This is a genomic window from Terrirubrum flagellatum, from assembly GCF_022059845.1.
GTDB classification, from domain to species: Bacteria; Pseudomonadota; Alphaproteobacteria; order Rhizobiales; family Beijerinckiaceae; genus Terrirubrum; species Terrirubrum flagellatum.
This window is the reverse complement of record NZ_CP091851.1, coordinates 339,964-354,710: the sequence shown is the minus strand read 5'-3', so window position 1 is coordinate 354,710 and position 14,747 is coordinate 339,964. Positions and strand designations below refer to the sequence as shown.

Sequence of the window (14,747 nt, the reverse complement as noted above, 5' to 3'; positions counted from 1 at the left end):
CGTCCACTTTTCCGGACGTCGCTCCTTAAATCGCAGCGAGAGCGTTAGCGAGATCGGCGACGAGATCATCGGGATGCTCGATGCCGATCGACAGCCTGATGGTCGAATCCCTGATGCCGATCGAGAGTCGCACCGCTTCCGGCACGCCTGAATGGGTGTTGGTGCCGGGATGGCTCGCAAGCGACTCCGTGCCGCCAAGACTGACCGCAAGCTTGAACACCTGCAGCGCGTTGAGGCAGGCGAACGCCTCTTTCAGACCGCCCTTGATGTCGAATGAAAAAGTCGATCCCGCAGCTTCGCTCTGCGACTCATACACACGCCGCGCCGCGCTGTCGGCGGTCAGGAATGGGAGATAGTGAACCTTCTTCACGCGCGGATGCTCGTTGAGATACTCCGCGACGATCTTCGCATTCTGATCGGCGCGCTCCATGCGCAGGCTGAGCGTTTCGAGCGAGCGCCCCAGCATCCAGCAGGAATGTGGATCGAGCTGCGTGCCGATCGCGCCGCGCAGCGCCTTGATCGGCTTCGTCACCGCTTTTGATCCAAGCGCAGCGCCGGCGATCAGATCGGAATGGCCGCCGACATATTTGGTCAGCGAGTAGAGCGATACGTCGGCGCCGATCATCAGCGGCTTCTGGAAGACCGGCCCGAGCAAGGTGTTGTCGCACATGATCGTCGGGCAATGATTTTGCTGCGCGGCGATCTCATCAGCGATCTTTCGCACTAGCGCGATGTCGACCAGCGTGTTCAGCGGATTGGACGGCGTCTCGATCAGGATGACGGAGACGCGTCCTTTCGCCATCGCCTGCTTCGCCGCCGCGCGGATGGCGTCACCGTCGATTCCATCGGCGAAGCCGACGGCGCTCATGCCATAGACGGACAGCGTCTTCGCTACGAGCGTTTCTGTGCCGCCATAGAGCGGCTGCGAATGCAGGATCACATCGCCCGGCCGAGCGAACGCAAGCACCGACGTCGTGATCGCCGACATGCCCGACGAAAACAGGATGCAGGCTTCGGCGCCTTCATAGACAGCGAGTCGGTCTTCGACGATCTCGCTGTTGGGATGATTGAAGCGCGAATAGACGAGGCCCGACGTCGCGCCGCGCGGCGGCTCCTTTCTGCCCGACGTGTAATCGAAGAAATCGCGTCCTTCCTCCGCCGACTGGAAGACGAAGGTCGAGGTGAGAAAAACCGGCGGCTTCACCGCGCCTTCCGAGAGCAGCGGATCGAAGCCGTAACCCAGCATCAAGGTCTCGGGCTTCAGCGGGTGATTGCCGATATGGGTTTTGGAGGGGCGCGGCGCTGTCATGCTGTCCTCGATTCCTTGGGCGCCCTGAGTCTAGGCCAGAGCAGCCCTCCTGTCCTCCGGGCGTGGCGGGCTTTCACCGCGCGACGGAACCGGGCGGCCGGTTCTGCATTCTCTCTCATCGATTCGATTTCTCCCTGCACCCCAGCAGTTTCCTCGCATGAAGCCGGCGAAACCGTTCGGCGAAACGGACGGAACACAAGGGTTGACGAACGCTTTATCTGCGTGCGCCGGCGCACAAAATCCCGCCGCGCCGGGGTCCATACCCTGTTTCACACAGGGGAGATGATCATGTTCAACCACTTCAAGACGATCGCCGCAGCCGCCGCTCTGGGCCTCGCCGCCTTCGCTTCACCCGCGTCCGCCCAGGAAGGCTCGAGCCTTCTCGCTTCGCTTTTCCAGAAGCCTGACTTCCGCACCCAGCGCGCTGCGCCGGCGCAGACGCGCGAAGTCGTCGCCGCGCCGCAGGGTTATGCGGCGGGAACGATCCTCGTCGATACGCCGAACCGCGCTCTCTATCTCATCGGCGATAACGGTACGGCGATGCGTTACGCGATCGGCGTCGCCCGCGCCGGCTTCGAATGGGGCGGCGACATGCATATCGGCCGCAAGGCTGAGTGGCCGTCCTGGACGCCGCCGGCGGAAATGCTGAAGCGTCGCCCTGACCTGCCGAAGTTCATGGCCGGCGGCGAAGCCAACCCGCTCGGCGCGCGCGCCATGTATCTCTATAACGCGTCCGGCTCGGACTCGATCTTCCGCATTCACGGCACGAACGAGGAAGAGACGATCGGCGAAGCGGTCTCGTCAGGCTGCATCCGCATGATGAACAACGACGTCATCGATCTCTACAGCCGCGTGAAGGTCGGAACCCGCGTGGTCGTTCTTCGCGACGGCCGTAACGGTTCGGCCTGGGCGATGGCGAAGCGCTCGAAGTTCTGAGCCTATCTGATGTGATTGAGGATCGCCTGCGGCCGGACAGCCGCAGGCGATCCATGTTTTTCCGGAGACGATATTTGATTTCCTGATGCGATCACTGCCGGAGGACTGCGATGGGCGCGCGCGAACATATTTCCAAGTCAGTTGGTTTGAATGGCGCAAATATCAAAGCAGATGTTCTTCGAATTCAGGCGTTCCTCAACATGGTCCCACCCGGCGAGGGAGGCCCGACGCCTCGCCTGAAACAAGACGGCCTGGTCGGCCCCAAGACCCGCAGCGCCATCAAGCAATTCCAGACCCGCCAATTCGGCTCCGGCGACTCGCTGATCGAACCTAACAAGCGAACGGAAAAGCGGCTGCTTGAGATGGAGACGAGCTCGGCCGTCTATCCCCTGGTCAATATTGGCGCGGCGCAGAAACAGGCGACGGCGTGGCTGACTTTGACCGCGCAAAGATTTCTGAACGGAATTGATTCGTCCGGCTACGGCACGGATGCAGGCCTGACAGACGTCGGCCTCAACGAGACGCTGCGCGGCATCTTCAGGCTGAAGCTCAGGAAGCAGCGCGCCAGCGAGACAAGCGAGGAAACGCAGGAAGCCCGGCTCGTCGCCCAGGTGCGCGCGAATTTCGCTGCTGCGGCGCAACTCGTGAACAAGGATGTGCGAGTTCTCGAGATCAAATACGCCGATATGTATTCCGATCTCGGCGACCCCAATCTCCATAAATCGCAGCCGGTGCGGCCCGCGCCGACCGTCATGTTCGCGACCTACAAGTTCGCCGACTGGGACGCGACATGCGGATATGGATTGGGGCCGATGACGCGCGCTGGTGTCTATCTCCAGGGGGTTTTTCTGGCGGTCGACTACAACAATACGACGCCGCTGACCGCGGACGAGCTCTATATAAAGGTCGGCGCATCAATGCCGGGCTTCATGCCGAGCCTCGCGGTCCATGACTCCTCGCGCTACTCCTGGATTTGCCAGGCTTTGAGCGGCGGCGACGGTCCGATGGCGAAATTCTATCACGTTCCAAGCGTCAGCACTGGATGGACCGACGTGCCTGAACTACCCTGATCACGAACACCGGCTTGCGGATGGGCTGACGTTAAATCCGCGCGCCGGGCCGCCGCCCTCACGGGCGGCGGCTTTTTAGTTTCGAGGCCGCCAAAACGAGCGGCGCGCTGGAACTAAAGAGCAGCCTCGCCGCCATTGCAGAACTCGACTCGATGCAGGCCGCGAATGGCTATCTCATCTGACTCATGATCAGACGATCGAACATGCGGTCGCCCAGCCATTTTCGGACCGCGATCATCGGCTTGGCGTACTTGCCGGCGACATAGCGTGTGCGTGGCCGTCTCGCGCTCGCCGCATTGGAGACGATGTCTGCTATGACGGCGGGATCGGTGCCGCGTCCGTCGCCGTAAGCCTGCCTTGTCGTCGCGGCGACCGCTTCAGTGAGCTTCGCGTAAGCGCCGCTCCCTGAGCGCTTCAAAAGTCCGTCGGCGACGACATCGCCGAAGCCAGTCTCGATAAGACCCGGTTCGATAATGACAACTTTAATGCCGAAAGGCGCAAGCTCCAGCCGAAGCGAATCCGACCATCCTTCCAGCGCATGCTTGGTGGCGTGATACCAGGCGCCAAGCAGCGTGTAGACCTTCCCGCCCATCGAGGTGATGTTGATGATTGCGCCAGAGCCCTTTTCACGCATTTTGGGCAACAGAAGCTGGGTCAATCGCGCCGTCCCGAACAGATTAACCTCGAACTGATATCGCGCTTCATCAAGCGAGATGTCCTCGATGGCTCCGTAGAGCCCGAAGCCGGCATTGTTCACGAGCACATCTATCGTCTCGACCTGATCGAGAATCGTATCGACCGCTGCTTTGATCTCGTCGCCTTTGGAAATGTCCATGCGCAGGGGCGTTGCGCCGAGCGCTTCAAGATCCTTCATCTTCGCGACGCTGCGCGCCGCGACAAAGACGCGATAGCCATCCTTGATCAGACGTTTCGCGGTTTCCTTGCCCATGCCGGAGGAAGCTCCGGTCACAAGCGCTGTTTTCACTTTTTGGGAAGTCATGCGTCATCTTTCCTGTGCTAATCGGTTCCCTTCACGCTGATTGCGGCGCCGCTCTCCAGGCCTTTCGCCTCGAAATGCGATAAACAGATGCGGGAGGAATGTTGCGGAAGGTGCGGCCGACCAGCGTGGCGCGTAGCCCCAATCGATCGAGGATCGGCTGGGGAACCGGACATCGGGCCGCATATGTAAACTGATAGAACGCGCCGTCAGTGCGCAGATGGCTGAAAGCGCCATCGAGGATCGACATGACCTGCCTTGGCGTCATGCTAAGCAGCGGCAGGCCGCTGACGACAGCGCCAACTGCGGCGCGATTCTCCAAATCGAGGCCTTTAAGCCGCGCCGCATCCATCCACAGCACGCGCGCGTTTGGAAACCGCGCCTGAAGGCATATGGCGAATTCCGACCCGTTCTCGATGAGGGTCAGATCACGAGGATCGACGCCTCGCTTCAACAACTTTCGTGTAAACACGCCTGTGCCGGGACCCAACTCGATGACGTGACCTGACCTTTGGTCAACCTCCCTCGTGATGATGTCCGCCAGCGCTTCGCCCGAAGGAGCGACTGCAGCCACGCGCAGCGGGTCAGCGGCCCAGGAGCGCAGGAACATCAGAATGTCGCTCGATATTGGCTTTTCGCCGAGACCGCAGATGGATGCCACAGGAACACCTATTACACTCAGTGTAATTTTACAATGGGTGCGATTTATGGCATATGTTGGGCCATGACGGACAGCGGGAAAGGAAGCGAGGGGCTGCGCGAGCGGAAGCGCCGCGCGACCCTGGAGCGGATTGCGGACGCCGGCCTTCGACTCATTCTGGAGCGGGGCTACGAGGAGACGACTCTCGACGCGATCGCCGAGGCGGCGGGCATATCACGCCGCACGTTCTTTTATTATTTCTCGTCCAAGGAAGAAATTCTGCTCGCATGGCAGAGCGCGGTTGGCTCGATGATCCATGCCGCCATCCTGCGCGAACGCGCGGACAGGCCGCCGATTGACGTCGTCCTGAGCGCAATCCTGTCGCTCGCGTCAGAGTACGATCCGGAGAAAATGATCGCGATCGAAAAGTTGCTCCAGTCGACCGATCAACTGCGCGCGCGCAAACATGCAAAATATGTTGAGCAGGAGGACGCGGTCTTCACGGCGCTATGCAAGCATTGGCCTGACCGCAAGCGGCGCAACGGATTGCGAATGGTGGCGATGGCCTCCGTGGGCGGAATGAGAGTGGCGGTCGATCGGTGGGCGGCTGGAGAAGGACGGGGCCGACTCGAATCCCATCTCGAAAAAGCATTCTCCGAGTTGAAGCGCGAAGTCGGCCAGAATGAAAGTTGATGTGAGACCAGGACGGCGGCTGTTTTGCGCGCCTGCCGAGCTCACCCCATCCGCATCGACAGTTCGACATCCTCTGCGAACGGCGTCGAGAGGTAGCCGTTCGCGGGCGAACGCACGCGCGCGAGATAGTCAGGACTGTCGTCGGCGTTGTCGGCGACGATGAGCGCGCCCGGCCTCAGCCGACTCTCGACCAAACTCAGGACCTCCGGATAAAGCGCTTTCGCGCCGTCGAGCAGAACAAGATCGATCGCATCGGGCAGATCGACGCTCAGCGTTTTCAACGCATCCCCCTCGCGGATTTCCACGAGATCGATGACGCCGCCGGCTGTCAGATTGTCCCGGGCGCGCACGATTTTGGACGGCTCGAACTCGGTCGTGATCAATCGACCGCCGCCATTGTCCCTCAGCGCCGCCGCGAGATGCAGGGTCGAGATCGCGAACGAGGTTCCGAATTCGACGATCGTTCGCGCGCCGATGCTGCGCGCCAGCATGTAGAGCAGCGCGCCCGTCTCGCGCGAAACCGGAAGCGGGACATCCTTCAGGCGCGCATAGAGGTCGAGATAGCCGGTCTTGCTCTGCATCAGGCGCGCGCGCTCTTCGCGCGAGAGACTGGCCGCTGCGGAGCTCGTCCAGGACGACGCCGCATCGGCTTCTCTGAACAGGCGGTCGAGCAGCGGCGCGAGCGGGGCCGAGGTCAGGGTAGTCATGGAAATCTCCGGTGCGGGATCAGCGTGTCGTTGTGTTGAGTCAGAAATACGACTAATTCATCGCATTTCCTATTCGCATTACCGCGCAGGCCCATGACCGATCGCCGAAGCTCTTCTATTTCCTCACGAAAACAGCCCAGGCAGGCCCGCTCGAACGAGCTCGTTGCGGCGATTCTGGAGGCCGCGGTTCAGGTTCTGGTGAAGGAGGGCGCGCAGCGTTTCACCTCGGCGCGGGTGGCGGAAAAGGCCGGCGTGAGCGTCGGTTCGCTCTACCAGTATTTCCCGAACAAGGCGGCGATCCTCTTCCGGCTTCAGAGCGACGAATGGCGCGAGACGACCGAGATGCTGCGCGGCATCCTTGAGGATGTCGGCAAGCCGCCGATCGAACGGCTGCGCGCGCTCGTCCACGCCTTCATCCGCTCCGAATGCGACGAGGCTGCCGTGCGCGGCGCGCTCAACGACGCCGCGCCTCTCTATCGCGACGCGCCCGAAGCGCAGGAAGCGCGCGTGTCGGGAACGCGCATCATCGAGGACTTCATGCGCGAGGTATTGCCCAAGGCGCAGGAAACGACGCGCACGCTGGCCGGCGATCTGCTCACGGCGACGCTTGATTCCGCGGGGAAGCAGTTTTCCGAAACGCCGCGAACGCCTGCGGAAATCGAAACCTACGCCGACGCCATGGCCGACATGTTCTGCGCTTACCTCAAGAGCATCGAACAGCGTTAAGCGAGGCCGCTCAGGCGAACGCAACCGATCAATCGAGCGGCTTCACCATCTCGATCGCGTAGGCGCCCATGCCGAAATCTTCGTAGAAGGCGCGGCCTTTCGCATTGCCTGCGAGCACGCCGAGCATGAGGCGCTTCAGGTGGCGCGAGCGCGCGAAGCGCTCCGCCTCCTCCATCAGGCGCTTGCCGACGCCGGCGCGCCGGCAGCTTTCGTCAACAATCAGTTCGCGCACATAGGCGACGCGGCGCACATCCTCGCGCACGAAGCTGCCGATAGATTCGATCGCGAGGCAGAGATAGCCGACAATGCCTTTCTCAGGCGCATTGTCGTCAACCGCGACGATGGAAAGGCCGAGCGTGTTGCGCGCCGCGTCTTCATTGTCGCGCAGGCAGCGCCGCGCCGTGTCGCGATCGGTTGGGCGATCGCCCGAGATGGGCGACTCATAGCGGTTGAGCTGCCAGATCAGGTCGATGATCGCTTCGCGATCTTCCGGCTGCGCGAGACGGACCTTGATCGCAGGGGCTGCGTGCGAGGGACGTTGTCGCGCGCTCACAGCCGCAGCCCGCTAGTGACCGAAGCTTTTCACGATGGATTCGGTGACCTTCTTCGCGTCGCCGAACAGCATCATCGTATTATCGCGGAAGAACAGCTCGTTCTCGACGCCGGCATAGCCCGAACCCATGCCGCGCTTGATGAACAGCACGGTCTTCGCCTTCTCGACGTCGAGGATCGGCATGCCGAAGATCGGCGACGCCGGGTCGGTCTTCGCCGCCGGATTGGTCACGTCGTTCGCGCCAATGACATAGGCGACGTCCGCCTGCCCAAACTCCGAGTTGATGTCCTCGAGTTCGAAGACCTCGTCATAAGGCACGTTCGCTTCGGCGAGCAGCACGTTCATATGACCAGGCATGCGGCCCGCGACCGGATGGATCGCGTATTTGATCTCGACGCCTTCCTTCTTGAGGAGATCGGCCATTTCGCGCAGCGCATGCTGCGCCTGCGCCACCGCCATGCCGTAGCCCGGCACAATGATCACTTTCTGCGCGTTCTGCATGATGTAGCCGGCGTCTTCCGGCGAACCTTGCTTCACCGGCCGCTGCTCGGTCGCGCCGCTGGCCGCGCCCGCGGTTTCGCCGCCGAAGCCGCCAAGGATCACGGAGATGAAGCTGCGGTTCATGCCCTTGCACATGATGTAGGACAGGATCGCGCCCGAAGAGCCGACCAGCGCGCCGGTGATGATGAGCGCGAGATTGCCGAGCGTGAAGCCGATGCCCGCCGCCGCCCAGCCGGAATAGGAGTTGAGCATCGAGACGACGACCGGCATGTCGGCGCCGCCGATCGGAATGATGAGCAGAACGCCGAGAGCGAACGAGACCAGCGCGATCGCCCAGAACAGCGCATGACTTTCTGTCTGCACGAAGATGATCAGCAGCAGCACGAGCAGAACGCCAAGGCCGATATTGATGTGATGGCGGTTCGGCAAAAGAATCGGCTTGCCCGACATGCGGCCGTCGAGCTTCAGGAACGCGATCACCGAGCCCGTGAAGGTGATGGCGCCGATGGCGACGCCGAGCACCATTTCGACAAGGCTCGATTTGTGGACCGAGCCGACATCGCCGATGCCGAAGGCCTGCGGCGCATAGAGCGCTCCGGCGGCGACCAGCACGGCGGCGAGACCGACGAGCGAATGGAAGAACGCAACGAGCTGCGGCATCGCGGTCATCTGCACGCGCTGCGCCAGCACAGCGCCAATGCCGCCGCCGATGCCGACGCCGACGATCACGAGCAGCCACGACACCCAGTCGGCAGGCGGCGCGAGCAGGATCGTGGTCAGGGCCGCAAGGCCCATGCCGATCATGCCGTAGCGATTGCCCTCGCGCGACGTCGTCGGATGCGACAGGCCGCGCAGCGCCAGGATGAACAGGACGCCGGCGACGAGGTAGAGGAAATTGGCGAGGTTCGCGTTCAGCATGACGGCCTCACCCCTTCTTCTTGTACATCGCGAGCATGCGTTCGGTGACGAGGAAGCCGCCGAAGATGTTCACGGACGCGAAGATAAGCGCGAAGAAGCCGAGCACACGCGCCCAGAGCGGGCCATCGCCAAGAGCTGGCGCGGCCGACACGCCGACAGCGAGCAACGCGCCGACGACGATCACCGAGGAGATTGCGTTGGTCACCGACATCAGCGGCGTATGGAGCGCAGGCGTCACCGACCAGACGACGTAATAGCCGACGAAGATCGCCAGCACGAAGATCGCGAAGCGGAAGACGAAGGGATCGACGACGCCGCCCGTCGCGGCGTGTGCGACGAGACCGGCGTCCACGCTTTGCAGCGCGTCGAGCGCGGCCTGGCCTTTTGCGATGCCGACGCGCAACGCCTCCTGCGCGTCGCGGACCTGCTGCATCGCCTGTTCGGGAGTCGCCATGATGAGAGCCCCTGATTTTGTTGTTGTCGCGAGCTAAACGCTCAAGCCGCTTTTGGCTGGAAGTTCGGATGGACGACAGCGCCGTCCCTGGTCAGCAGCGTCGCCTTGACGAGTTCGTCATCCCAGTTGGGTTTCAGCGACTTGGTCTCCTTGTCGATCATCGTCTCGACGAACGCGAAGAGGTTCTTGGCGTAGAGCTGCGACGCCGTCGCCGCGAGCCGACCGGCGACGTTGAGGTGGCCGACGATCTTCACGCCATTGCGTGTCGTCGCGATCTGTCCGGGGATGGCGAGATCGCAATTGCCGCCGCGCTCGACCGCGAGATCAACGATCACCGAGCCCGGCCGCATCGATTCCACCATCGCGGCGGAAACGAGTTTCGGCGCCGGACGGCCGGGGATGAGCGCCGTGGTGATCACGATGTCCTGCTTGGCGATGTGCGACGCGACGAGCTCGGCCTGCTTGGCCTGATACTCCTTCGACATCTCCTTGGCGTAGCCGCCGGTGGTCTGCGCCTGCTTGAATTCTTCATCCTCGACAGCGAGGAACTTGCCGCCGAGCGACTCGACCTGCTCCTTCGTCGCCGGCCTGACGTCGGTCGCCGTCACCACCGCGCCGAGACGCTTCGCGGTGGCGATCGCCTGCAGACCCGCGACGCCGACGCCCATGATGAAAATCTTCGCCGCGGGAACCGTGCCCGCCGCCGTCATCATCATCGGCAGCGCCCGGCCATATTCAGCGGCGCCGTCGATCACGGCGCGATAGCCCGCGAGGTTGGCCTGGCTTGAGAGCACATCCATCACCTGCGCGCGTGTGATGCGTGGCATGAACTCCATGGCGAAACCCGCGACGCCGGCTTTCGCCATGGCGGCCAACGCATCGTTCTGCCCATAGGGGTCCATCGTCGCGACGACGAACGCGCCGGGCTTCATAAAGCCCATCTCTTCGGCAGTTGGCCGGCGCACCTTGAGAACGACGTCCGCATCCCTGAACGTCTCTTCGGCGCTCGATGCGATGGTTGCGCCTACTGACTGATAGTCGGTGTCGATGATTCCAGACTTGAGGCCAGCGCCCGCCTGGACCACGACGCTGGCGCCGAGTCCCGCAAAGCGCTTCACGGTTTCCGGAGTGGCCGCGACGCGGCCCTCATTCGCATCCGTTTCTAGCGGGACGGCGACGCGCATGACTCTCCCCTCGCAGCCGACGATGTTTTTTGAATTCGAGCGTCCACGCGCGCATCCGTCAAGCAGCGCGCGTCAAATAAGCTCAGAGGAGGAAAACGGCCATCCCGATAAGAATGGCGCAATTCACGATAATTCCCCATTTCACGAAAACGAGGAAGCCGTTGTAGGTGCTCTCATGCTCGGCGTAGTCCATGTCCGGATGCCCGTCCGCCGTCTGCGCCTGCCCGTGATCCGCCATTTCGAGCCCCGTGATTGACCGTCCGGCCCGTCTAGCGGATCGCCTATTGCCTGACAATGCGATGTTTTTTCTGCCCCCATAAGGCGCTTCGGCGCCCCCCTTCTTCCGCCGGCGTCGGCCTGGGTTTAAAAGAGGCGCCGTTACGTCGGGTCGAAACTTCGGGAGCATCGCATGAGCGGACCATGCAACGTCGCCGTCATCGTCGGCAGCCTTCGCAAGGAATCCTTCAATCGCAAGATGGCGCACGCGCTGGCGGCGCTCGCGCCGGAGCCGCTGAAGCTCTCCATTGTCGAGATCGGCGATCTCTCGCTCTACAATCAGGATCTCGACGCGTCGCCGCCCGCGGCGTGGGTCGCGTTCCGCGACCGCATCAGAGCGTCCAACGCCGTTTTGTTCGTGACGCCGGAATATAACCGCTCTGTTCCCGGCGTGCTGAAGAACGCGATCGATATCGGCTCGCGTCCCTACGGATCGAGCGCCTGGAGCGGCAAACCCTGCGCGGTGGTCAGCGTCTCTCCCGGCGCGATCGGCGGATTCGGCGCCAATCATCATCTCAGGCAGTCGCTCGTCTTCCTCAACATGCCGGCGATGACGCAGCCGGAAGCCTATATCGGCGGCGCGGCGCAGCTCTTCGACGACACGGGTGGAATCGCGAAGGACGACACGCGCAAATTTCTCACAAGCTTCATGGAAGGCTACGCAAAGTGGGTGGAGGCGAACGGCGGGAAATAGCCGATCTTGCCGCAGGGTAGTGTTCGCGCCGAGAAGGCGCCGGATCGCCGGCGCTTTCTCGGCGCGCCCTCAGACGCGATTGATATCCTCGCTCTCCAGGATCGGCTTCGCATGGCCGTTTCTAGCGATCTTCAGCATCGCGCGCCCCATCTCGTCCGACGCCGTGACAAGATTGGGCGCGATTGTCCGCAAGGCCGGCAGCAGAAAACCAATCGCCGCGTAAGCCGCACGATAGATCAACGTTTTCGACACAACCCCATGCTTCGGTTGCACGGCTCCGGGGCGAAACATGTAAGCCGCCTTGAAAGGCAAGCGCATCAACGCATTTTCGGTCTCGCCTTTGATCCGCGCCCACATCACGCGGCCTCGCTGCGTGCTGTCCGTTCCCCGTCCGGACACATACAGGAAAGTCATCGCCGGATTGAGCGTCGCCAACAGTTCCGCGACGCTGATCGTCAGATCGTAAGTGAGACGCCGATAGCGCACTTCGTCCATGCCGAATGAAGAAACGCCGAGGCAGAAGAAGCAGGCGTCATATCCCGAAAGCTTCGCCGCGACGAACGAAAGATCGAACAGGTCGGCGTGGACGATCTCGCTCAGCTTCGCGTCCTTCTGGCCGGTCGCATTGCGGCCAACCGTCAAAACCTCTTCGACATCCGGATCATGCTGGCATTCGCGCAGCGCGGCCTGACCGATCATGCCCGTGGCGCCGAAGATAAGGACTTTCAAAAAACGACTCCGGAATGGCGATAGCGAACGACCACGGAAACGGCCCGATCAGCTTAGGCTGGCCGCTTTGAGCGCCGCATTCTGGCGCTCCGCGATCGCTTCGATCGAGAAATCCTCGATCGCCGCTTCGAACATGCGGTGGAAATTGAGTTCCGCCGCCAGATGCAGAAATACGCCGCCAAGTCCGATCGCGGCGCGATCCATGAACACGAATTCCTGCGGGATCGTGACGGGACCCTTCTCCTTCAACGCCTGATGCACGCGGAAGGCCTCGCGCCGGCCATATTCAGACGGCTTCACGCCATCAGCGATGCTGCGCACACGATCATCAAGCAGCGGCCCATAGATGAAGCGCGCCCAGATATTCAGCACGTCGATCACGTCGCGCTGCAGTTTCTTGAAACCCCAGACTTCATAGGCGTGCACCACGCGCGCATCGTCGCCCTCGAGCAGCCCGCGATAGAGATCGACCACGCCCCCGACAAACTGCACCGGGAAAATGCGGATGCAGCCATAATCCAGCAGATTGATGCCGGCGGGAGGCGCGCCATCGGCGTCGCCTTCGCGAAACACGGTGTAGTTGCCGAGATGCGGATCGCCATGGATGACGCCGAAGCGGCTGAAAGGCAGCCACCACGCCTTGAACATCGCCGTCGCCAGCAAGTTGCGCGTCTGCTGATCCGCTTGCCTGAAATTCAGCAGCTTCTCACCCTTCAGCCAGTCAAGCGTGATGAGCCGCCGCGTCGAGAGATTGGGATGCACGCCGGGCACGCGCACCAGCGGCTCGTCATGCAGCATGTCGGCATAGAGCGCCGCATGCTTTCCCTCACGCTCATAGTCGAGCTCCTCGCGCACGCGCGCGGCGATCTCCTTCGCTGCCTCGCGCGTGTCGATCACGGGATTCATCCGGCGATGAATCGAGAACAGGATTTCGAGCTGGCTTAGGTCTGCTTCGACCGCCGACTGCATGTCGGGATATTGCAGCTTGCAGGCGAGCGCCGCGCCTTCGAGGCTCGTCGCGCGATGCACCTGGCCGAGCGAAGCTGCGGCGGCCGGCTTCAGATCAAATTGCGCGAAGCGCGACTGCCAGTCAGGTCCGAGTTCCGATTGCATGCGCCGCTTGACGAAAGCCGCGCCCATCGGCGGCGCCTCGGCTTGCAATTTCTGCAATTCCTCGGCGTATTCTGGCGGCAGGAGATCGGGAATGGTGGCCATGAGCTGCGCCACCTTCATGATCGGGCCTTTCAGGCCGCCGAGCGCCGACGTCAGCGCCGCCGCGTTGCGACGATCCGACGCATCCCCGCCGCCGAAGAGCCGCGCCCCCACGATGCGCGCCGCGACGCCGCCGACATTGGCGCCAACGCGCGCATAGCGCGCCGCGCGGGCCGAAAGCCGGTTCTGCTCGGGATCCTGAGGGGGCATCGTCGGGGAAGATAGGCGACGACAGGCGGCTTTCCAAGGACGCGCTCAAACCAGCGCGGCCAGCGCCGCCACTGCCCTGTCGCGATCGCTCAACAGATTCTTGTAACGCAATTGCAGTTCATCGAGCGATTGAAGCTGCGCACTGAGCGACGAGGCGAGCTCCCTTCCTCGCGGATGAGAACGGAACGCCGTGACCGGATCGGCATAGACGCGGATCGTAAACAGGATGTCGCCGGACAAGGGCATGCGCGCCAGCGTCTGCCGCTCGACGCGCACGAAGGCGTTTGCGGCGAAGGCGCCGACGCCCGTCCATTGCCGCGGCCCCGACTTGCTTTCGGGATGATGAAGCTCGCCATCGCTGTAGATCGACCAGTTCAGTCGCCAGACCGGCATATCGATCTTGAGATTGTCGAAAATACGCGAGACGCGCGCGCCCATCTGACCTGGAAATCCCGGCACGTGCGCGTGGATCGCCTCCATCGGCAGGTCGAATTTCTCGCGGAGCGACCAGCTTGAGGGAAAACAGAGGGACGCCGCGACGAGGCGCCAACCGTCGCTCTCCCTGCGCATGATGCAGAGATCGTCTTGCACGATCTTTGATGCGGCGATCAGCGGCGCGTCCTCACCAAGCGCAACGCGACGTGAATCGTCAATGACAATGACGTCGGCTTCGCGGCGGAAGCGTCCGGAATGATGCGCCAGAAGATATTCCACAAGCGCGTCACGAACTTCCATCTGCGACGCGCGCGTATCCCAGCGCTCGATGAAAACGACGTCGCGCTTCTCCGCGATCAGCTGGTCCTTCTGCGCAAGCTCATCGAGCAGCAATGCGTCGGGCTCGATCCAGCGCGTGCGATCAAGAGGCTCGAGCCCGATGGAGAAAGGCCGCCGCGACCCGTCATAGGGCGTATAGCGAAGGGGCGTCGGCTCCATCCCGC

17 protein-coding genes are annotated in these 14,747 nt (G+C 62.5%); 5 read left to right on the top strand and 12 right to left on the bottom strand.

Annotated features, from left to right (window positions below; all coding sequences use genetic code 11):
• Window positions 1-25: 25 nt before the first annotated feature.
• Window positions 26-1,309: a cystathionine gamma-synthase family protein gene (locus L8F45_RS01745; RefSeq protein WP_342361162.1), complete on the bottom strand. Its 1,284-nt coding sequence runs from the start codon at window positions 1,307-1,309 to the stop codon at window positions 26-28.
• Window positions 1,310-1,597: 288 nt separating this feature from the next.
• Here L8F45_RS01745 and L8F45_RS01740 point away from each other — a divergent pair, with 288 nt between their 5' ends.
• Both L8F45_RS01740 and L8F45_RS01735 read left to right on the top strand, forming a co-directional pair.
• On the top strand, window positions 1,598-2,245 hold the full coding sequence (locus L8F45_RS01740; RefSeq protein WP_342361161.1) for a L,D-transpeptidase: 648 nt from the start codon (window positions 1,598-1,600) through the stop codon (window positions 2,243-2,245).
• Window positions 2,246-2,445: 200 nt separating this feature from the next.
• Entirely contained in the window at window positions 2,446-3,315 is an 870-nt protein-coding gene (locus tag L8F45_RS01735; RefSeq protein WP_342361160.1) for a hypothetical protein, read from the top strand.
• Window positions 3,316-3,484: 169 nt separating this feature from the next.
• Here L8F45_RS01735 and L8F45_RS01730 read toward each other — a convergent pair whose 3' ends face one another.
• Window positions 3,485-4,315: an oxidoreductase gene (locus L8F45_RS01730; RefSeq protein WP_342361159.1), complete on the bottom strand. Its 831-nt coding sequence runs from the start codon at window positions 4,313-4,315 to the stop codon at window positions 3,485-3,487.
• Window positions 4,316-4,346: 31 nt separating this feature from the next.
• A complete protein-coding gene (locus tag L8F45_RS01725) occupies window positions 4,347-4,922 on the bottom strand; it encodes a class I SAM-dependent methyltransferase (RefSeq protein ID WP_342361158.1) in 576 nt (191 codons plus the stop codon).
• On the opposite strand from L8F45_RS01725, the gene L8F45_RS01720 reads away from it, so the two are divergent.
• Window positions 4,824-5,645 carry a TetR/AcrR family transcriptional regulator gene (locus L8F45_RS01720; protein ID WP_342361157.1) on the top strand — a complete coding sequence of 274 codons (822 nt, stop codon included), beginning with the start codon at window positions 4,824-4,826 and terminating at the stop codon, window positions 5,643-5,645. The genes L8F45_RS01725 and L8F45_RS01720 overlap by 99 nt on opposite strands.
• A 41-nt stretch (window positions 5,646-5,686) precedes the next feature.
• Here L8F45_RS01720 and L8F45_RS01715 read toward each other — a convergent pair whose 3' ends face one another.
• Window positions 5,687-6,352: an O-methyltransferase gene (locus L8F45_RS01715; protein WP_342361156.1), complete on the bottom strand. Its 666-nt coding sequence runs from the start codon at window positions 6,350-6,352 to the stop codon at window positions 5,687-5,689.
• 93 nt (window positions 6,353-6,445) lie between these two features.
• Between L8F45_RS01715 and L8F45_RS01710 the strand changes: the two genes are divergently transcribed.
• Window positions 6,446-7,078 (top strand): TetR/AcrR family transcriptional regulator, encoded by a 633-nt coding sequence (locus L8F45_RS01710; protein ID WP_342361155.1) that lies wholly within the window; start codon window positions 6,446-6,448, stop codon window positions 7,076-7,078.
• A 28-nt stretch (window positions 7,079-7,106) separates the two neighbouring features.
• Here L8F45_RS01710 and L8F45_RS01705 read toward each other — a convergent pair whose 3' ends face one another.
• From L8F45_RS01705 to L8F45_RS01685, 5 genes are all read right to left on the bottom strand, one after another.
• Window positions 7,107-7,631: a GNAT family N-acetyltransferase gene (locus tag L8F45_RS01705; protein ID WP_342361154.1), complete on the bottom strand. Its 525-nt coding sequence runs from the start codon at window positions 7,629-7,631 to the stop codon at window positions 7,107-7,109.
• Between the two features lie 12 nt (window positions 7,632-7,643).
• A complete protein-coding gene (locus tag L8F45_RS01700) occupies window positions 7,644-9,047 on the bottom strand; it encodes an NAD(P)(+) transhydrogenase (Re/Si-specific) subunit beta (RefSeq protein ID WP_342363344.1) in 1,404 nt (467 codons plus the stop codon).
• 10 nt (window positions 9,048-9,057) lie between these two features.
• Window positions 9,058-9,504 (bottom strand): NAD(P) transhydrogenase subunit alpha part 2, encoded by a 447-nt coding sequence (locus L8F45_RS01695; RefSeq protein ID WP_342361153.1) that lies wholly within the window; start codon window positions 9,502-9,504, stop codon window positions 9,058-9,060.
• Between the two features lie 41 nt (window positions 9,505-9,545).
• Window positions 9,546-10,688: a Re/Si-specific NAD(P)(+) transhydrogenase subunit alpha gene (locus tag L8F45_RS01690; protein ID WP_342361152.1), complete on the bottom strand. Its 1,143-nt coding sequence runs from the start codon at window positions 10,686-10,688 to the stop codon at window positions 9,546-9,548.
• Window positions 10,689-10,770: 82 nt separating this feature from the next.
• Window positions 10,771-10,926 carry an aa3-type cytochrome c oxidase subunit IV gene (locus tag L8F45_RS01685; protein WP_342361151.1) on the bottom strand — a complete coding sequence of 52 codons (156 nt, stop codon included), beginning with the start codon at window positions 10,924-10,926 and terminating at the stop codon, window positions 10,771-10,773.
• Between the two features lie 171 nt (window positions 10,927-11,097).
• Here L8F45_RS01685 and L8F45_RS01680 point away from each other — a divergent pair, with 171 nt between their 5' ends.
• Window positions 11,098-11,658 (top strand): NADPH-dependent FMN reductase, encoded by a 561-nt coding sequence (locus L8F45_RS01680; RefSeq protein ID WP_342361150.1) that lies wholly within the window; start codon window positions 11,098-11,100, stop codon window positions 11,656-11,658.
• A 69-nt stretch (window positions 11,659-11,727) separates the two neighbouring features.
• Here the strand turns inward: L8F45_RS01680 and L8F45_RS01675 are convergent, their stop codons facing one another.
• From L8F45_RS01675 to L8F45_RS01665, 3 genes are read right to left on the bottom strand one after another with little or no spacing between them, the layout of a single operon-like run.
• Window positions 11,728-12,387 (bottom strand): NAD-dependent epimerase/dehydratase family protein, encoded by a 660-nt coding sequence (locus tag L8F45_RS01675; RefSeq protein WP_342361149.1) that lies wholly within the window; start codon window positions 12,385-12,387, stop codon window positions 11,728-11,730.
• A 48-nt stretch (window positions 12,388-12,435) separates the two neighbouring features.
• Window positions 12,436-13,809, bottom strand: a complete 1,374-nt coding sequence (locus L8F45_RS01670) for an ABC1 kinase family protein (protein WP_342361148.1) — start codon at window positions 13,807-13,809, stop codon at window positions 12,436-12,438.
• Window positions 13,810-13,854: 45 nt separating this feature from the next.
• Window positions 13,855-14,742: a heme-dependent oxidative N-demethylase family protein gene (locus L8F45_RS01665; RefSeq protein WP_342361147.1), complete on the bottom strand. Its 888-nt coding sequence runs from the start codon at window positions 14,740-14,742 to the stop codon at window positions 13,855-13,857.
• Window positions 14,743-14,747 lie beyond the last annotated feature (5 nt).

What these genes read in the sequence shown, in the direction of transcription:
- L8F45_RS01745 (WP_342361162.1), bottom strand. Translation starts at nt 1,309, where the DNA reads ATGACAGCGCCGCGCCCCTCCAAAACCCATATCGGCAATCACCCGCTG.
- L8F45_RS01740 (WP_342361161.1), top strand. Translation starts at nt 1,598, where the DNA reads ATGTTCAACCACTTCAAGACGATCGCCGCAGCCGCCGCTCTGGGCCTC.
- L8F45_RS01735 (WP_342361160.1), top strand. Translation starts at nt 2,446, where the DNA reads ATGGTCCCACCCGGCGAGGGAGGCCCGACGCCTCGCCTGAAACAAGAC.
- L8F45_RS01730 (WP_342361159.1), bottom strand. Translation starts at nt 4,315, where the DNA reads ATGACTTCCCAAAAAGTGAAAACAGCGCTTGTGACCGGAGCTTCCTCC.
- L8F45_RS01725 (WP_342361158.1), bottom strand. Translation starts at nt 4,922, where the DNA reads ATGTTCCTGCGCTCCTGGGCCGCTGACCCGCTGCGCGTGGCTGCAGTC.
- L8F45_RS01715 (WP_342361156.1), bottom strand. Translation starts at nt 6,352, where the DNA reads ATGACTACCCTGACCTCGGCCCCGCTCGCGCCGCTGCTCGACCGCCTG.
- L8F45_RS01710 (WP_342361155.1), top strand. Translation starts at nt 6,446, where the DNA reads ATGACCGATCGCCGAAGCTCTTCTATTTCCTCACGAAAACAGCCCAGG.
- L8F45_RS01695 (WP_342361153.1), bottom strand. Translation starts at nt 9,504, where the DNA reads ATGGCGACTCCCGAACAGGCGATGCAGCAGGTCCGCGACGCGCAGGAG.
- L8F45_RS01690 (WP_342361152.1), bottom strand. Translation starts at nt 10,688, where the DNA reads ATGCGCGTCGCCGTCCCGCTAGAAACGGATGCGAATGAGGGCCGCGTC.
- L8F45_RS01685 (WP_342361151.1), bottom strand. Translation starts at nt 10,926, where the DNA reads ATGGCGGATCACGGGCAGGCGCAGACGGCGGACGGGCATCCGGACATG.
- L8F45_RS01680 (WP_342361150.1), top strand. Translation starts at nt 11,098, where the DNA reads ATGAGCGGACCATGCAACGTCGCCGTCATCGTCGGCAGCCTTCGCAAG.
- L8F45_RS01670 (WP_342361148.1), bottom strand. Translation starts at nt 13,809, where the DNA reads ATGCCCCCTCAGGATCCCGAGCAGAACCGGCTTTCGGCCCGCGCGGCG.
- L8F45_RS01665 (WP_342361147.1), bottom strand. Translation starts at nt 14,742, where the DNA reads ATGGAGCCGACGCCCCTTCGCTATACGCCCTATGACGGGTCGCGGCGG.